The 14,384-nt window shown below is 67.7% G+C and carries 13 protein-coding genes and 1 pseudogene; 9 read left to right on the top strand and 5 right to left on the bottom strand.

The genetic code is table 11. The features are described 5' to 3' along the window. Window positions 1–182 precede the first annotated feature (182 nt). Complete coding sequence (locus CJ022_RS10165) at window positions 183–452, top strand: hypothetical protein (RefSeq protein ID WP_101926532.1); 270 nt, start codon at window positions 183–185, stop codon at window positions 450–452. Between the two features lie 100 nt (window positions 453–552). Beyond that, window positions 553–1,233 (top strand): hypothetical protein, encoded by a 681-nt coding sequence (locus CJ022_RS10160; protein ID WP_343125140.1) that lies wholly within the window; start codon window positions 553–555, stop codon window positions 1,231–1,233. Between the two features lie 414 nt (window positions 1,234–1,647). Here the strand turns inward: CJ022_RS10160 and CJ022_RS10155 are convergent, their stop codons facing one another. Further along, complete coding sequence (locus CJ022_RS10155; protein ID WP_199171494.1) at window positions 1,648–1,992, bottom strand: winged helix-turn-helix transcriptional regulator; 345 nt, start codon at window positions 1,990–1,992, stop codon at window positions 1,648–1,650. An 88-nt stretch (window positions 1,993–2,080) separates the two neighbouring features. Between CJ022_RS10155 and CJ022_RS10150 the strand changes: the two genes are divergently transcribed. Together CJ022_RS10150 and CJ022_RS10145 are read left to right on the top strand one after the other, a co-directional pair. After that, entirely contained in the window at window positions 2,081–2,830 is a 750-nt protein-coding gene (locus CJ022_RS10150; RefSeq protein WP_101926530.1) for an SDR family NAD(P)-dependent oxidoreductase, read from the top strand. Between the two features lie 298 nt (window positions 2,831–3,128). After that, complete coding sequence (locus CJ022_RS10145; protein WP_233198692.1) at window positions 3,129–3,632, top strand: nuclear transport factor 2 family protein; 504 nt, start codon at window positions 3,129–3,131, stop codon at window positions 3,630–3,632. A gap of 278 nt (window positions 3,633–3,910) precedes the next feature. On the opposite strand, the gene CJ022_RS10140 is transcribed toward CJ022_RS10145, so the two are convergent. Beyond that, window positions 3,911–5,839, bottom strand: a complete 1,929-nt coding sequence (locus CJ022_RS10140) for a CocE/NonD family hydrolase (RefSeq protein ID WP_158238396.1) — start codon at window positions 5,837–5,839, stop codon at window positions 3,911–3,913. Window positions 5,840–6,170: 331 nt separating this feature from the next. Here CJ022_RS10140 and CJ022_RS10135 point away from each other — a divergent pair, with 331 nt between their 5' ends. Continuing rightward, window positions 6,171–6,773, top strand: a complete 603-nt coding sequence (locus tag CJ022_RS10135) for a class I SAM-dependent methyltransferase (protein ID WP_158238395.1) — start codon at window positions 6,171–6,173, stop codon at window positions 6,771–6,773. 238 nt (window positions 6,774–7,011) lie between these two features. Here the strand turns inward: CJ022_RS10135 and CJ022_RS10130 are convergent, their stop codons facing one another. Then, window positions 7,012–9,171, bottom strand: a complete 2,160-nt coding sequence (locus CJ022_RS10130) for a putative bifunctional diguanylate cyclase/phosphodiesterase (protein ID WP_101926527.1) — start codon at window positions 9,169–9,171, stop codon at window positions 7,012–7,014. Between the two features lie 63 nt (window positions 9,172–9,234). Then, a complete protein-coding gene (locus CJ022_RS10125) occupies window positions 9,235–10,695 on the bottom strand; it encodes an aminotransferase-like domain-containing protein (protein WP_101926526.1) in 1,461 nt (486 codons plus the stop codon). A gap of 383 nt (window positions 10,696–11,078) precedes the next feature. Between CJ022_RS10125 and CJ022_RS10120 the strand changes: the two genes are divergently transcribed. The 3 genes from CJ022_RS10120 to CJ022_RS10110 all read left to right on the top strand — a co-directional run bounded on the left by CJ022_RS10120 (window position 11,079) and on the right by CJ022_RS10110 (window position 12,468). Then, window positions 11,079–11,450, top strand: a complete 372-nt coding sequence (locus CJ022_RS10120) for a YajD family HNH nuclease (protein ID WP_101926525.1) — start codon at window positions 11,079–11,081, stop codon at window positions 11,448–11,450. A gap of 60 nt (window positions 11,451–11,510) precedes the next feature. Beyond that, a complete protein-coding gene (locus CJ022_RS10115) occupies window positions 11,511–11,864 on the top strand; it encodes a hypothetical protein (protein WP_101926524.1) in 354 nt (117 codons plus the stop codon). A 325-nt stretch (window positions 11,865–12,189) separates the two neighbouring features. Further along, window positions 12,190–12,468, top strand: coding sequence for a hypothetical protein (locus tag CJ022_RS10110; RefSeq protein WP_101926523.1), 279 nt, complete (start codon window positions 12,190–12,192; stop codon window positions 12,466–12,468). Window positions 12,469–12,547: 79 nt separating this feature from the next. Here the strand turns inward: CJ022_RS10110 and CJ022_RS10105 are convergent. Continuing rightward, a pseudogene (locus tag CJ022_RS10105) lies at window positions 12,548–13,288 on the bottom strand (DNA-formamidopyrimidine glycosylase family protein). A 163-nt stretch (window positions 13,289–13,451) separates the two neighbouring features. On the opposite strand from CJ022_RS10105, the gene CJ022_RS10100 reads away from it, so the two are divergent. Next, window positions 13,452–13,892: a DNA methylase gene (locus CJ022_RS10100; RefSeq protein WP_101926522.1), complete on the top strand. Its 441-nt coding sequence runs from the start codon at window positions 13,452–13,454 to the stop codon at window positions 13,890–13,892. Window positions 13,893–14,384 lie beyond the last annotated feature (492 nt).

The following is a 14,384-nucleotide window of genomic DNA, read 5'->3' as shown; positions in this document are numbered from 1 at the left end:
TGGCTCTCCTGTCCGAAAGACACAGCACAACACGTTCAGTCCAGCATCTAGGGGACGCCCTAGGTGCGTCATCAGGCAAATTTCACAGGTCGTCCACGTACTCCAATTTCGCCTGAAGACGCGCGGAATCCGCGGCAAAAACGCCGCTATATTCGGGCCTCCCCCGAAGCAGGAGAACTGGAATGTCGCTCATCCAACAGCATAACAAGACGGCACAAATGGTCGGCGTGGCGCTGGTCGCGGCCGTGGGGCTTGGTGGCTGCGCCACCTACAAGGACGACTTCGCACGCATCGACACGCGCCTGGACACCCTCGATACGCGGGTGCAGGGTGCGGCCCAGAGCGCGGAATCCGCCAACCAGTCCGCGACGCAGGCCAACCAGCGCCTGGATCAGATGGAACGTCGCGTCCAGCAGCTGGAAACGGCGCCGCGCCGCACGCCGCGCGGTTGATCTGATCGAACCGGGACCCGCTGGCCTGCCGGCCGCGGGTCCCGGTGTGTTACCCGTTTTTTCGAGGAGTGTTCCCATCGCCAGGTCCCCACACGCTGCGATGCGGGTCTTCCACGGTGCGCTGCTGCTTGCGTTGGCATCCGCCAGCGTCGGCGTGGCCATGGCCGAGGAGTCCGCGACGCAACCGGTCGCTTCGGTCGACCAGCTTCCGCCCGGGCAAGACGTATCCGACACGGTGATCGAGCTTGCGGGCTGGGTCATCGCCGCCGATGACAACCATGGCTATCCGTTCGCGGTGATCGACAAGGCCGCTGCACAGGTGCTGGTGTTCGGCGGCGACGGCAAGCTGCGGGGCGCAGCGCCCGGGCTGTTCGGGTCGGCAGTCGGCGACCATGCGGCGCCCGGCATCGCCGGTCTTGCGCTGCGCGAGATTCCGGGGCGGGATCGCACCACGCCTGCCGGTCGCTTCGTGGGGGGCTATGGACCCTCGATCGACGCCGGGCGTGTGTTATGGGTGGACTACGATTCGGCGGTGTCGCTGCACCCGACGGCAAGCGGCATTCCGGCCGAGCGACGCGACGAACGCCTGGCATCGCCGACGCCGGACGACAACCGTGTCACCCACGGTTGCATCAACGTCGCGACCGCGTTCTACGAGCAGGTCGTCCACTCGACGTTCGAGAACGGGGGCGTGTTCTACATCCTGCCGGACAAGGATTCGATGGCGGAGACCTTCCCGGAATTCGCGGAAAGCCGCGCCTCGGCGAAACGCGACGACTGATTCAAACGCGGTGCCCAGGGACATGCGCCTGGTGCTGTTCGAGAATGCGGGCCGGGTACGCGCTCTCGCGGAAACAACGGTGCCAGATTCACGTCCTGCGTCTGGCAGGGAATGCGCCAGGCGGGATCCGGCGGCGCATTGCGTCATGGCTTCGACCATCGCGCGGAAATCATCTCGACCCACGCCCCGTTGTTGCTGCGGGTACGCGCGAATCGCGGTGCGGCGTACACGGTCAGTGCGTCATCGAGCAGGTTGCCCCGTCGGCGTGGGCGCTCGGCAGATCGGGGTGCAGCGCCGGCCAGGCGATGTGACGCGTCAACAGTGACCCGCTGCGCGAGCCCAGATGGGCGGCGTAGCTGGCCCGCGCCATGCGGCCGGCTCATCTTGTGGGAACGCCTACGTTGGCAACGATGCCTAGCGCGGATCCGTGCCCAACACACGCGTGACCTCGGATCGGTTCTGCGTCCCCCACTCGCAAAGCGGCATGAGCGCGCGCACGAGCGTGAGGCCGAAAGCCGTCACGGTGTAGTCCACTCGCGGCGGCACTTCCTGGTAGTCGTGGCGGACGAGCACGCCGACGGTCTGGAGATCGCGGAGCTGCTGGATCAGCACTTTCTCACTGATGCCTTCCACCAGTCGCTTGAGGTCGCCGAACCGTCGGGGACCATGCTGCAGGTGGTACAGGATCATCGGCTTCCACTTTCCGCCCATTACGGCGAGTGCGATATCGAGACCGCATTCCGGCGTTTCACTGGCCAACACCGTCTCCTGGTTACCTTGAGGTAGGTACTATACAAGCGGTCTGCGCCCAGTAAGATTCTCGCGTCAAGAGAAATAGAAGCGGGACATGGGAAAACTCGACGGAAAAGTCGCAGTGATCACCGGGGCGAATAGCGGCATCGGATTGGCGAGCGCGATGCGCTTCGCGCAAGAGGGTGCGCGCGTGTTCACGACGGGCCGAAGGCAGGTGGAACTGGACAGGGCCGTGGCCGAGGTCGGTCACGGCGCGCAGGGTGTCCAAGGCGATGTCGCCACGATGTCGGACCTGGACCGGCTCTACGACATCGTGCGCCAGGACGCGGGCCGGATCGACGTCCTGTTCGCAAATGCGGGTGGCGGGGAGTTCGCCTCGCTGCCGGACATCACCGAGGCGCAGTACGAGCGCACCTTTTCGACGAACGTCAAGGGAACGCTGTTCACCGTGCAGAAGGCGCTGCCGCTTCTTGTGGATGGTGGCTCGATCATCCTGACGGGCTCCACCGCCGCGACGTCGGGCTCGCCCGCGTTCAGTGCCTATGGCGCCAGCAAGGCCGCGATCCGGAGTTTCGCCCGCCACTGGATCTTGGATCTCGCGCCGCGGCGCATTCGCGTGAATGTGCTCGTCCCAGGCGCGACCTCGACGCCCGGTCTGCACGCTCTGAATTCGAGCGACGAGGGAAAGCGTGCGTTCGTTGCCGCGATGGAGGCGCAGATCCCACTCGGTCGCATGGGGCGGCCCGACGAGACGGCGGCCGCTGCCCTGTTTCTCGCGTCCGACGACAGCAGTTTCGTCAATGGCAGCGAGCTCTTTGCCGATGGCGGACAGGCGCAGATCTAACGCGGCCGCGATGATGCGTCGGGATGTGCTGGAATTCCTCCCGGAATTTCAGCCGATTCAGACGCGGGTTTTGACTGGATCCAGCATTGCATCGATAGGCGCGAGCGATGCAGTTCCTTTTCTTCTTTACGGATGGCATGTCAGGTCTTCAGGAACAATCCGGATCCAGGTCGCGTCGAGAAATGCGCAGTCACTCTGTGGCGAACCCGTTTGAAGAATGAGCAGCGCCAGCATGGCCGGTGGACTGACGGCAATTGATGCTGGGAAACCAAACCTCACCAAGCTAAGGATGAAGCATATGACGACACTCCATCGCCGCTCGTTCCTGACCGGGCTCGCAGCGCTCGCGGCAATGCCTCTGGCGGGGCGGGTTCACGCGCAGGCGGCAACGCCTCGGACGAATGAAGCGGTCATCCGAGAGCTCTACCGGGTTGCGGAAGCCAAGAGCCTCGATCCGGACCGCTTCGTGTCCCTGTTTGCGGACGACGGCTACTTTCTCGACATGTCGTCTGGACAGCGCTGGGTCGGCCAGGCGGTTCGCGAGCCGGTCGTGGGGCTGATCTCGGCCTACCCCGACATGCATCGTGAACTGCTGCGTGTCTACTCGACTGCTCACGACGTGGTCGTGGTCGAGCTCAAGCTGCAAGGCACACATCGGGGCGATCTGCCCCTTCCGGATGGTGTCCTCCGCGCGACGGGCAAAACGTTCGACGCGCCGTGCTGCGATGTCTGGCAACTCAGGGATGGCAAGGTCACGTCGTTCCATTGCTACAACAACCTGGTCGCGACGCTGAGAAGCTGAGCAGGCGACTGCGTTTGCGCCGTGACATCTGGTCCGTCAGGTCAACCGGGGCCAGGCGTCACGGCGGAATGCATGGCGGGCATTGCACGGCTGACGGCGGAGCAGGGGTTTGGCTGGCAACGCTCGAATTCCCGCACGCAACGCGCTGTCCGACGGCATCGCGTGTCGGCGCCGCAACGGAAGGCGCTGCGTGGGATGCAGCGTGGTGGGGATTCAGCAGGCAGCGAAGCGCGCTCGGAGACGCGCGCGGTGTACGGTTCTGGCCTCGCATTCCGAGCTCACTCGCGCTGTCCATCCGGCGCCTCGATCACCGGCAGATGCAGCACGCTCGGATGCTCGGTGCTGTGATGGAGTCGCACCGTAGCCACCCGCGCATCCTGGAGCGTCTCGAAGCCGATCCGTCCGCCGCTGTTGAAGTTGCGCTGCAGTTCGGGCGTGTCCACCGGCGCGATCACCAGCCGCAGCCGGCTGCCTTGCTCCAGCTCCCGACACGTCCACGGGAACTGGTCGAAGCGCCAGGTGTCGACCGTGCCAGGGGTCGCGAACCGTTCGGACTCCATGCCGTGACGGAACCGCGCGCGCTTGAAGTCGCGGCCCAGCCAGCGGAGCTCGTTGCGCGGCGTGACCTGGTACACCTCGACCTGGACGTCGGTGTCCGGCACGTCGAGCTCGATACTGGCAGACAACGACATGCGTCCGCAGAGCGTCTGCGCCTTCGGCAGCGGATCGCTGTGAAAGAACAGCTGGCCGCCCTGGAGCGCGTCGCCGTGCCCGGTGTAGTCGAACTCGGCCATGGGCAGCGTGGCCGGGCGCTCGGGCGTGCGGTGCGGATCGAAGCGATAGACCGATGGCGGCTCCGCGCCGGCCGGCCCACGCTGCAGACGGCCGCTGCGGAACACGTCGTCGGCCGGCAGCCCGCCGCCGCTGAGCTGGAAGCTGAGGCTGTGCGGGGCCACGGCCTCCAAGCTCGGCGCAGACCGCCAAGCTTCGGCCCCCATCACGTAGTACGTCACGCGATCGGGCAGGGCGTCGGGCCTGGGCGCGCCGTCCAGCACGTGCCGGAACCAGTCGATCTGCAGTGCGTCGAGATCCAGCACGGCGGCCTGGTCGAACGTCAGGCCGCCCAGTTCTGCGGTGGGGTAACGGGTGCCCGCATGACTCCAGGGGCCGATCAGCAGCCAGTGGTTGGCGCGCCCGCGCGGGCTGGCGTGCGCGAGGTGTTCGTGGTGGAAGCGCAGTGTGCCGTCCTGGTCGCCGCCGAAATAGCCGGTGATGCTGAGCACGGGTGTTTCGATCGCCGCGTATTGGGCAGGGGTCGGGTTCATGGCCCGCCAGTAGGCGTCGTAGCCGGGATGCGCCAGCCAGCGAGTGAACGGCGCCTGCGGCGCGCCGCTGACGGCGGGCAGGTCCGCGAATGCGATCTCGCCGCGCCAGGCTCGCTCGAAGTGGCTCCGCCACAGTGTGGTGTCGGCGAACCACTGGCTGTTGCCGGCGCGACCGTCGACGTAAGCGAGCCAGGGCGCGATAAACCCCAGGAAAATGCCGCGCGGCTGCGGGAAGTCCCAGCCAGGGTAAGCCGACGCGGTGGGCGCGGCGGCATGGATCGCGCCGGGGTCCGCCGCCATGGCCTGCCACTGCATCGTGCCGCGGTAGGAGCCCCCCATCATCGTCACGCGGCCGTCCGACCATGGTCTGCCGGCGAGCCAGCGCGCCGCGTCAGCGCCGTCCGGCCCGCCGCCTTCCATCGGCCGGAATTCGCCTCCGGAGGTGCCGCGGCCGCGGCGATCGACGCTGGCGTAGGCGAAACCGGCGCGGACGAACTTCATCGCCCGGTTGTGGGTTTCGTCGGACAGATAGGGCGTGTGCTGCATGACCACCGTATGGCGGCCGTCGCCCGCGGGTCGCCAGATCCGTACTGCGAGTTCGGTGCCATCGCGTGTGGGGATGCGCACGTCCGACTCGATGATGACCGGTGTCGGATCGGGTGGCGTGGCCGCAAACGTCACCGGCAACGACAGTGCGAGCAGGACTGCACAGACGCATCGGGCTGCGCTCTGCCGCAGGTGACGAACGCCACGCAGCCAGGCCCGACCGCCGTCGTACGGCATGCCACCGCAGGCGATGCGCGGTTGCGTGGATGGCGTGGTTGTCTGGTGGATCGCTCGACGGACCATGGAATGCAACCTCGTGGGCTTGGTCTGCAGCATAGCCTCCGGACCGGGCGCCAGTCGGCGGGTGGCTGGACGTGAGGACACGTCGTCAAGGAAGTTGGCCTGCTCCCCATCGTGGACCCCGTTTGACGATGACATCGCGGCTGCAGCCTTGCGGCAGGGGGACCGTCGCTGTGGCCTCGGACAAGTGAACCGCGCACACTTCGGTGCACCGCTCGCCCTTCCGCGGAGCGCTCGTCCTTTCGTCTGGACCATGGCCTTCGAATTGTCGTGCTGCCAGGCCGCTGCAGTTGCAGGTCGTGTTGGGAACGTGAGCCCGACGCCAATGGCACATGCGTCCGGCCAATGCTTCGGTGGAGATCCGCTGATGTCGGAAGAGTCCCGCAGCAACAACCGTCGCACTGTCGCGGCGTACGAGCACTCCGCGCGTGAGTACGTGGCCACGGTGGCCGGCAGGCCATCGGCCAGTGGCGACGCGCTGCGACGACTCGCCGCGGCGGTTGCGCCCGGCGCGCGCGTGCTGGAGATCGGCTCGGGTCCGGGCTGGGATGCCGATGCGCTCGAGGCGCTGGGCATCGCGGTGCATCGCACCGACGTGACCGACGCCTTCTGCGCGCTGCAGGCGGCGCGCGGCAAGCGCTGCGATCGTCTCAACCTGCTGTCGGATCCGATCACCGCGCGCTACGGCGGCGCGATGATGCTCTGCGTGCTGCAGCATTTCGAGCGCGCGGAGCTGGGCGGGGCGCTGCGCACGCTGGTGGATGCACTGGACCCGGGCAGCCCGCTGCTGCTGATGTATCCGGAGGGCGATGGCGAGGACCAGGAGCCCGGCGCTGATGGCGACTATGTGGTGGTGCGATGGCCGCCGGCCGCGCTCGATGCGCATCTCGCGCAGGCCGGGTGCTGGGTCGCATGGGACGACACCATCGACGGGCGCGGCGGCCAGTGGCGCACGGTGCTGGCGCGGTAACTGGCTGCGCAATAACGGCGTCGGGTTCACGCATCCGCGGTAGCGCCATGTGCGGTGACGTCGCCGGGTCATGGTGCTGCAATGCACGCGCCTCGCAGCTTCGATCGAGCGACCGGTTGCTGAGGGTGCTCGCTGGACTGGATCGAACCCGGTGAGCGGAGCACGCGCACCGCGCTGGCTTTCGAATCGAGACAGTTGGACCCGTTCTGATGGTCTTCGTCCGCAGTTCGCTGCGCTTCTATCTCGTCTGGGCCTGCGCGTCCGTACAGGCGGATAGCCGCAGGCAGGCATCGCCGATATCGCGGCTGTCGCGCAGCATCGCTTCAAGCGCGGCTGCGGGCACCGCGGCACTGCACCAGTAGCCCTGGATCTGGTCGCACTGGTGGCTGGCCAGCAGCGCCGCCTGGCCTTCACATTCCACGCCTTCGGCGAGCACCCGCATGCGCAACTGGTGCGCCATGGTGATGATGGCGCGGGTGATCGAGACGTCGTCCGCCGGCGCGGTCACGTCGGGCACCAGCGAGCGGTCGATCTTGATCAGGTCCACCGGCAGCCGGCGCAGATAGCTCAGGCTGGAGTAGCCGGTGCCGAAGTCGTCGAGCGAGATCTCGACGCCCAGCGCCCGCAGCGCCTCGAGGTGTTGCACGGCCTGGTCGAAGTTGGCGATCAACATGCTTTCGGTGACTTCGACGCCGAGCAATCGTGGATCGAGGCCGGCGCTGGCGAGCATCTGCTCGATGCGGCGCGCGAGGTCGGGCTGCAGCAGCTGACGGGCCGACAGGTTGACGGCCACGCGCACCGGCGGCAGGCCGGCGCGCTGCCAGTCCGCCGCCTGCTCGATGGCGCGGCGCAGGACCCAGTCGCCGATGGGCACGATCAGGCCGGTTTCTTCGGCGATCGGAATGAAGCGGTCCGGCGGGATGCGGCCCAGCGTGGGGTGCTGCCAGCGCAGCAGGGCTTCGACACCGACGATGCGGCCCTGTGCCAGGTCGACCTGCGGCTGGTAGTGCAGTTCGAGCTGTTCGTCGCGCAGGGCCTGGCGCAGCGCGTTCTCCAATGCCAGGCGCTCCGGGTCGTAATCGTCCGGGGCGCCGGCGTAGACGTTGATCTGGTTGCGGCCCAGCCGCTTGGCGTGATGCAACGCGGCGTTGGCACGGCGCAACAGGGTCTCGGCGCGTTCGCCTTCGGCCGGTGTCATGGCCAGGCCGATGCTGCAGGTGACATGGATCTCGTGCCCGTCGATGTGCATCGGCCGGGCGATGCTCTCGAGCAGCGCATGGGCCAGGTGCGGCGCATCGTCCGGGCCGGCGGCCAGTACCACCACGAACTCGTCGTCGCCGCGCCGGGCCACCAGATCGATGTTGCGCACGGTCGAGGTCACGCGCTGTGCCACTTCTCGCAGCACCGCGTCGCCGACCGCCGTGCCGAGGCCGTCGTTGATGCGCTTGAAACGATCGAGCGCCAGGACCAGCACCGCGCTCTGCGTACCGGCCTGCAGCATCGCGTCCAGCCGTTCGAGCAGCAGTTGCCGGTTCGGCAGTCCGGTCAGTTCGTCGAACTGCAGCAGCTGGTGGATGCGGCGTTCGGCGGCGCGACGTTCGCGCAGGTCGTCCATGCAAACGTGGGCGAACGAGGTGTCGCCGCTGGTCACCAGGCTGATCGACACATCGACCGGAATCTCGTGGCCGTCGTGATGGTGCACGCTGGTCTCGAACCGCAGCGAGCCGCTGTCGGACAGGTCGTGCCAGCGCTGCAGCCACTGCGTGGCATCCACCTGGGTGTCGATGTCGGAGACGCGCAGCCGCAGCAGCGCGTCCCGCTCCAGGCCCAGCAGCCGGCAGGCCGCGGCGTTGGCGTCACGGAAGGCGCCGTCGGGCCCGACCTGCAGCAAGGCATCGTGGGCCTGTTCGACGGCGTGGCGGGTCAGCAGCAACTGGCGCTGCGCCTGGTCGCGTTCACTCACATCGCGCGCCGACGGAATCAGCCAGACCACCTGGCCGTCCACGTCGTAGAGCGGCAGCAGCGAGAAATCCATGGCCAGCGGGGGGCCGTTGTTCGTCGCGATGCGGACATCGAAGCGCGACGCCTCGCCCCGCGCCCCGTCGGCGAGCGCCAGCTGCAGCCGTTCTCGCGACTGCTCGCACGCCTGCCACCAGGGAGTGGTATCGAAGCGCTGGCCGAGCACCTGCTCGGGCGTACAGCCGACGGCGTGCAACGCGGCCTCGTTGGCGTAGTGCAGCCTGCCGTCGGTGTCGAGCAGGCCGGCAAAGATGCACGGGCCAAGCCGGTCGAGCACCTCGTGCAGTGCCATCTGCGGGCCGTGGGGCGTGCAGCTGCCCGCCATCCGCGTCGGCACGGCATCGCGATGCGGCTTCGTTGAGGACGGGGGCCTGGACATGCGCGCACTCTGCGCTGGCCTTCACGGCGCCAGTGCGCGCAGTTGCTCGTCTGCATCACCGGATCAGATCGGCGCGGCCGCCGACGCCTGGACACGCGGCGCTTCATCGACCAGCCGTGCCAGCGTGTGCATGGCGCGCTCGCGTGTCTCGTCCCAGCGCTGGCCGCAGGTGAGCCGGATGTGGTGCCGGAACTCACCGAGCGCGGAGAACATCGGCCCGGGCGCCAGGCTGATGCGCTCCGCCATCGCGGCCCGGTGCAGCGCCATCGCATCGACACCCGCAGGCAGCTCCACCCACACGAAGTAGCCGCCGGCCGGCCGCAGCACCCGCGTGCTGTCGGGAAACAGCCGGTTGACGGCGTCGAACAGGCTGTCGCGCTGCGCCTGCAGCGACGCGCGCAGGCCGCGCAGGTGGCGGTCGTAGCCACCTTCCTGCAGGTACTCGGCCAAGGCGGCCTGCACCGGAATCGAGCCCGACAGGGTGGTCATGAGCTTCAACCGTTCGACCTCACGCGTCAGCCGGCCGGGCGCGGCCCAGCCGACCCGGTAGCCCGGCGCCAGGCACTTCGAGAACGACGAACAGTGCAGCACCAGACCGCGACGGTCGAACGCCTTGGCCGGCAGCGGCGCGACATTGCCCGCGTAGAGCTCGGCGTAGACGTCGTCTTCGATCAGCGGCATGTCGTGGCGGGCGAGCAGTTCGACGAGGTCGCGCTTCTTCGCCTCCGGCATCAGGCTGCCCAGCGGGTTCTGGAAGTTCGTCATCAGCCAGCAGGCTTTCGGGCGATGGCGTTCGATCACCTCGGCGAGGCGGGCGAGGTCGATGCCTTCGTGCATGTCGGTCGGCACTTCGATGGCGCGCATGCCGAGACGCTGCAGCGCCATGTAGAACGTCGGCGATTCCACCACCACCGCATCACCCGGCCGCGCTACCGCGTGCAGGCACAGGGTCAGTGCCTCCATCGCGCCGTGGGTCAGCACGATCTCGTCCACAGGCACCTGCATGCCCTGGCGCAGGTAGCGCTTCGCGATCTCGCGCTTGAGCGGCAGATTGCCCGGGGGCAGGTCCTCGGCCATGCTCCACGGATCGAGCCGCCGGGTACTCGAGATCAACGCGCGGCGAAGGCGTTCGAGCGGATAGAGCGTGGGGCTCGGGAAGGCGGAGCCGAAGGGCACGACATCGCGTGCGCGCGCGGAACCGAGGCAGGCGTAGATCAGATCGTCGATCTCGACGGGCTGTGATCCCGACAGGGGCTCGGACGAGCGCGGTTCCGGCAGGCGCGCGCCGCCGGGCCGTGGCGCGACGAAATAGCCGGAGCGCGACGCGGCGCGTACCAGGCCGCGCGATTCGAGCAGGTAATAGGCCTGAAAGACGGTGCTCGGGCTCAATCCCCGGCTGGCACAGGCCTGGCGCACGGACGGCAGGCGATCACCGGGACGCAGCACGCCGGCCGCGATCTGTTGTTCCATCTCGCGCGCGAGCCGCGCGAACTTCGGGGCCGTGTCGCCTGGACGGTTACGCATGGCGCGTACTCCCCGATTCGGTTGGCTGGCGGCTCGGTGGCGTTTCGTTCCCGCGGTCCGTGGCGTGTGCCGTGCGCCACGGACATCGGCACACGCCTGCAACTTGCGCTGCGCAAATCCAATGCGACGATCCGGTTCCGGCTTTCGACAGACGCGATGACGTGCGTCAGGCGACCACGGCTCTCCGGATCGATTCGATCGTACGCCCTTTGTCTTCCGCCAGGGAACGTGTCCACGCCGCGGCATGCACGATGCGGCGCACTGGGACAGGGGCGTTCCATCGAACCGGCTGCAGTCGGTTGTTCCGGCGTGCGCAAAGCATCGTTTGCCTGCCGCTTCGGGGTGCTGGACAAGCCGAGGCGGGATGCCACTAGACTCCACCCATGACCGCCATCGACCAGACCAAGCTCGACCGCATCGTCGCCGACGCCCGGCGCAGCGCCGAGCAGCGCAACACCGGCTATCGCGAACGTGCGCTGACGATGTACCCATGGATCTGCGGCCGCTGCGCGCGTGAATTCACGCGCGCCAACCTGCGCGAACTGACGGTGCACCACCGCAACCACAACCACGACGACAACCCGGCCGACGGCAGCAACTGGGAGTTGTTGTGCGTGTACTGCCACGACAACGAGCACTCCCGCCAGCTCGACCACACCGGCGTCAGCGCTCGTCGTGCCGAGGACGCGCCTGCCGCGGCCACGTCGAGCCCGTTCGCCGATCTGAAGGCGCGGCTCGGGAAGCCCCGTACCTGACCCCGAAGGACACGCATGCGCATTCGAACAACACGTTTGTTACGCCGGTATTCGACCCGCATGGCCCGCGGGCTGGCGATCGCGACGGCGCTGCTCGTCGCAGCGTGTACGACGCCGGGCGACGCAGTCGGCAACGTTGCGGGCGAGGTCCGCACGACGGGCGTCATCGCATCCGTCGACACCCAGCCCTGGACCTACGACGGCAACGCCATCGTGCTGGTTAACACCGTCGACCACGGCCGCCTGCAGGTGCAGCTCCCGGCCCGCTGGAACCTGTGCCAGGCGGCGCCGGTGGATGTGGCGGCCTTGGCCGTCGGGATGCAGGTCGAAGTGGCGGGCGCCGCGTCGGGTGAGGGTGGCGTGGTGGTCTGTGCGGATCCTTCGCATCGCCTGGTGCCGGTGGGCGGCACCTGAGTCGCGAACGCGGGGCGCACTAGAAGTTCTCCACGATAAGGGTCCGGGTTCGGTGCGCGGCCGGGCCTGGGTTTCGCGGCAGCGTGGGCCAGACGCGGGGTCCCGGTGCCGATTACGCTTGGAAATGCCGGGCAGCTCCATTCCGGGGTTGCGTGGGCGTGCCCGCGCACGATCGAAGAGGCGTCCGGCTGCCGGGCGATCGAGGCGTGGTCGCGAACGGACTTGCACACAGGAACACGGCACATGTCGGAAAGTGCACGCCGACCCCGGTTTGGCTGCGCCGGTCTGGTTAGCCTTCCATACTTCCGAATCCAGGGGCGAACCCATGAGAGCCACCGTCGTCAGTCTCGTGACGCCGCATCTGCTGCGCGTCGTCGATCTCGCCAATGAAGCGCAGAAGGGCGTCAACGTGCACTTCCATCTGCACGATGCCGTGGCCAAGTCGATGGCGGAGCTGGCCGATCAGTACAACGCGTCCGCGCTGGCGGCGGCGTATGTCGAAGGGCTGGAACATGTGGCGGGCCAGGCCCCCAAGGCCCGGGCGGAATACGTCGGTGTGCTGCAAGCCGCGGCGGAGACCGCGCGTCGTCTCGGACGGGACTGACGGATCACACGGCCTCGCTCGAACCGGGCGCTGTGCCCGCCGTGCCGCGTGACGCGCGCTGCCGGTGCCGCCGCTCGCGTCATTCGCCATACCGTCGCTGGCAGACCTCGCACCAGAACGCCCGCCGTTTCGCCGCGCCCAGCTGCTTGCGATAACTGAGCGGCGCGCCGTCGCGGGGGCAGGTGGCCCTGGTGTGCACCTGGAAGTGCTTGCGCAGCACGAAGGCCTGCTTCCAGCGGTAGAAATCGAAGCTGTAGTCGCGCGCCTAGTCGACGAGTTCGGCCAGTTTGCGCGGCGGCAGGGCGCCGGCGCGGCTTTCGGGATGCACGCGGATACGGTGCAGGACTTCGTTCTTGATGATGTTGCCGACGCCGGCGAACAGATCCTGGTCGAGCAGGGCATCGGCCACCAGCGTCTCGGGCCGGGCGCGCAGCTTGCGGCGCGCGGCGGTCGCGTCCCAGGCATCGCCCATGACGTCGGCGGCCCAGTCGTAATGATCGTCGAGGTCGCCCTCGAGGAACGTCACCGAGCAGGCGTAGAAGTTCAGTACCTCGCCCTTGCTGAAGCCGAGCGACAGCCGCGGCGGCTTGTCCTTGCCCTCGTTGATGCGATAGCTGCCGAACAGCAGCAGATGGATGCGCACGCTGAAGCCCTTGAGCTCCAGCAGCACGTGTTTGCCCCAGCTGCGCACCGCCAGCAGCGTCCTGTTGCGCAGCCGGTCGATGTCCTGCTTGGAGTTGCCCGACACACGCAGCACCTTGCGCCCGGCGAACCGCGACGCGGCCTCGCGCAGGATGACGATGGAAGGACCTTCGGGCATGGCCGAAGCATCGCGGCGGCGCGATGAGGCGCGCGTCAACAACGAGGCTGCTCAGGCATCCGGCGGCTACGATGTGCAGCGGCCCCGGGGTCGGGCTGGATTGCCGGGCCATGCCTGAGCACGCGTGCACGTTATCGTTTAGCCGCCAAAGGAGGGATCACGTATGCGTCGCCAGGTGTTGCCACGTGACCTCGGGTTCGAGGTCCAGCCGGGCGACGAATCCTCCTTGTTCAGGTGGTTCCTCGCCAGCTTCCTGTTCGGTAATCGCATCTCGCAGACCATCGCGGCTGAGACCTGGCGCGTCATCGTGGACGTACACGGCCGCAACACGGTCCGCAAGCTCGGTGCCTGTAGCCACGCCCAGTTGGTGCGGATGCTCGGTGAGGGCGGCTATGGGCGCTATGACGAGTCGACTGCGATCCGGCTGTCGCTGCTGTGCCGCACGTTGATTGAAGATCATGACGGGCGCATCACGTGCATTGCCGAGGTATCCCAAAACCGCGAGGCGTTCGAGCGGCGCCTGCTCGCGTTCAAGGGCGTGGGGCCTGTGACGCTGGGCATCTTCATGCGCGAAGCGGGACCGGCCCTGTTCGGCCCGGGGTAGCCTGCGTAGCGGCAGCTCCGGAATTACGGTATCGAGGACACTCAACCTGCTTGGACGTCCGACAGTCGGGTCGCGCGGTTGCGGAGCGTCGGGTCATGGGCTTCACCCAACGCGCGAGCATCATCGCGGCCCTGCACATGTCCGTAGGGGTATTGCCGGATCTCGTCGAGGCGCTACTCGGTGCGTGCTCTACGTCATGTAAGGGCGTGCTCAGGATCGATATCGAGCGTGGACATAGCGGGGGCGTCAGTACAGAGCTGGCGCGCTGTTTAAGATAGCGTCTCTGGGCGCGGTAAGACGAGGACGTGGGTGATCCGGTCGTCAACCACAGTGAGCTGGATGTAACTCTGGCAGGGCAGCAGGCAGCGTTCTTCGACGCCTTGTCGACTTCGAAGATCCCCGCGGCACCAAGGCCATCCTCGTCCGCTTCAAACGATGCGCCGGCCGGAGCACGCCGACTAGCCCGCGCCGCGAGCTCCACCTGCTGCAGCC

This window comes from Luteimonas rhizosphaerae (genome assembly GCF_002849595.1).
GTDB classification, from domain to species: domain Bacteria; phylum Pseudomonadota; class Gammaproteobacteria; order Xanthomonadales; family Xanthomonadaceae; genus Luteimonas; species Luteimonas cellulosilyticus.
Note: the sequence above shows the minus strand (reverse complement) of the source record. Positions and strands in the feature narration are given on the sequence as shown.

What these genes read in the sequence shown, in the direction of transcription:
- CJ022_RS10165 (WP_101926532.1), top strand. Translation starts at nt 183, where the DNA reads ATGTCGCTCATCCAACAGCATAACAAGACGGCACAAATGGTCGGCGTG.
- CJ022_RS10160 (WP_343125140.1), top strand. Translation starts at nt 553, where the DNA reads ATGCGGGTCTTCCACGGTGCGCTGCTGCTTGCGTTGGCATCCGCCAGC.
- CJ022_RS10150 (WP_101926530.1), top strand. Translation starts at nt 2,081, where the DNA reads ATGGGAAAACTCGACGGAAAAGTCGCAGTGATCACCGGGGCGAATAGC.
- CJ022_RS10145 (WP_233198692.1), top strand. Translation starts at nt 3,129, where the DNA reads ATGACGACACTCCATCGCCGCTCGTTCCTGACCGGGCTCGCAGCGCTC.
- CJ022_RS10140 (WP_158238396.1), bottom strand. Translation starts at nt 5,839, where the DNA reads ATGCTGCAGACCAAGCCCACGAGGTTGCATTCCATGGTCCGTCGAGCG.
- CJ022_RS10135 (WP_158238395.1), top strand. Translation starts at nt 6,171, where the DNA reads ATGTCGGAAGAGTCCCGCAGCAACAACCGTCGCACTGTCGCGGCGTAC.
- CJ022_RS10130 (WP_101926527.1), bottom strand. Translation starts at nt 9,171, where the DNA reads ATGTCCAGGCCCCCGTCCTCAACGAAGCCGCATCGCGATGCCGTGCCG.
- CJ022_RS10125 (WP_101926526.1), bottom strand. Translation starts at nt 10,695, where the DNA reads ATGCGTAACCGTCCAGGCGACACGGCCCCGAAGTTCGCGCGGCTCGCG.
- CJ022_RS10120 (WP_101926525.1), top strand. Translation starts at nt 11,079, where the DNA reads ATGACCGCCATCGACCAGACCAAGCTCGACCGCATCGTCGCCGACGCC.
- CJ022_RS10115 (WP_101926524.1), top strand. Translation starts at nt 11,511, where the DNA reads ATGGCCCGCGGGCTGGCGATCGCGACGGCGCTGCTCGTCGCAGCGTGT.
- CJ022_RS10110 (WP_101926523.1), top strand. Translation starts at nt 12,190, where the DNA reads ATGAGAGCCACCGTCGTCAGTCTCGTGACGCCGCATCTGCTGCGCGTC.
- CJ022_RS10100 (WP_101926522.1), top strand. Translation starts at nt 13,452, where the DNA reads ATGCGTCGCCAGGTGTTGCCACGTGACCTCGGGTTCGAGGTCCAGCCG.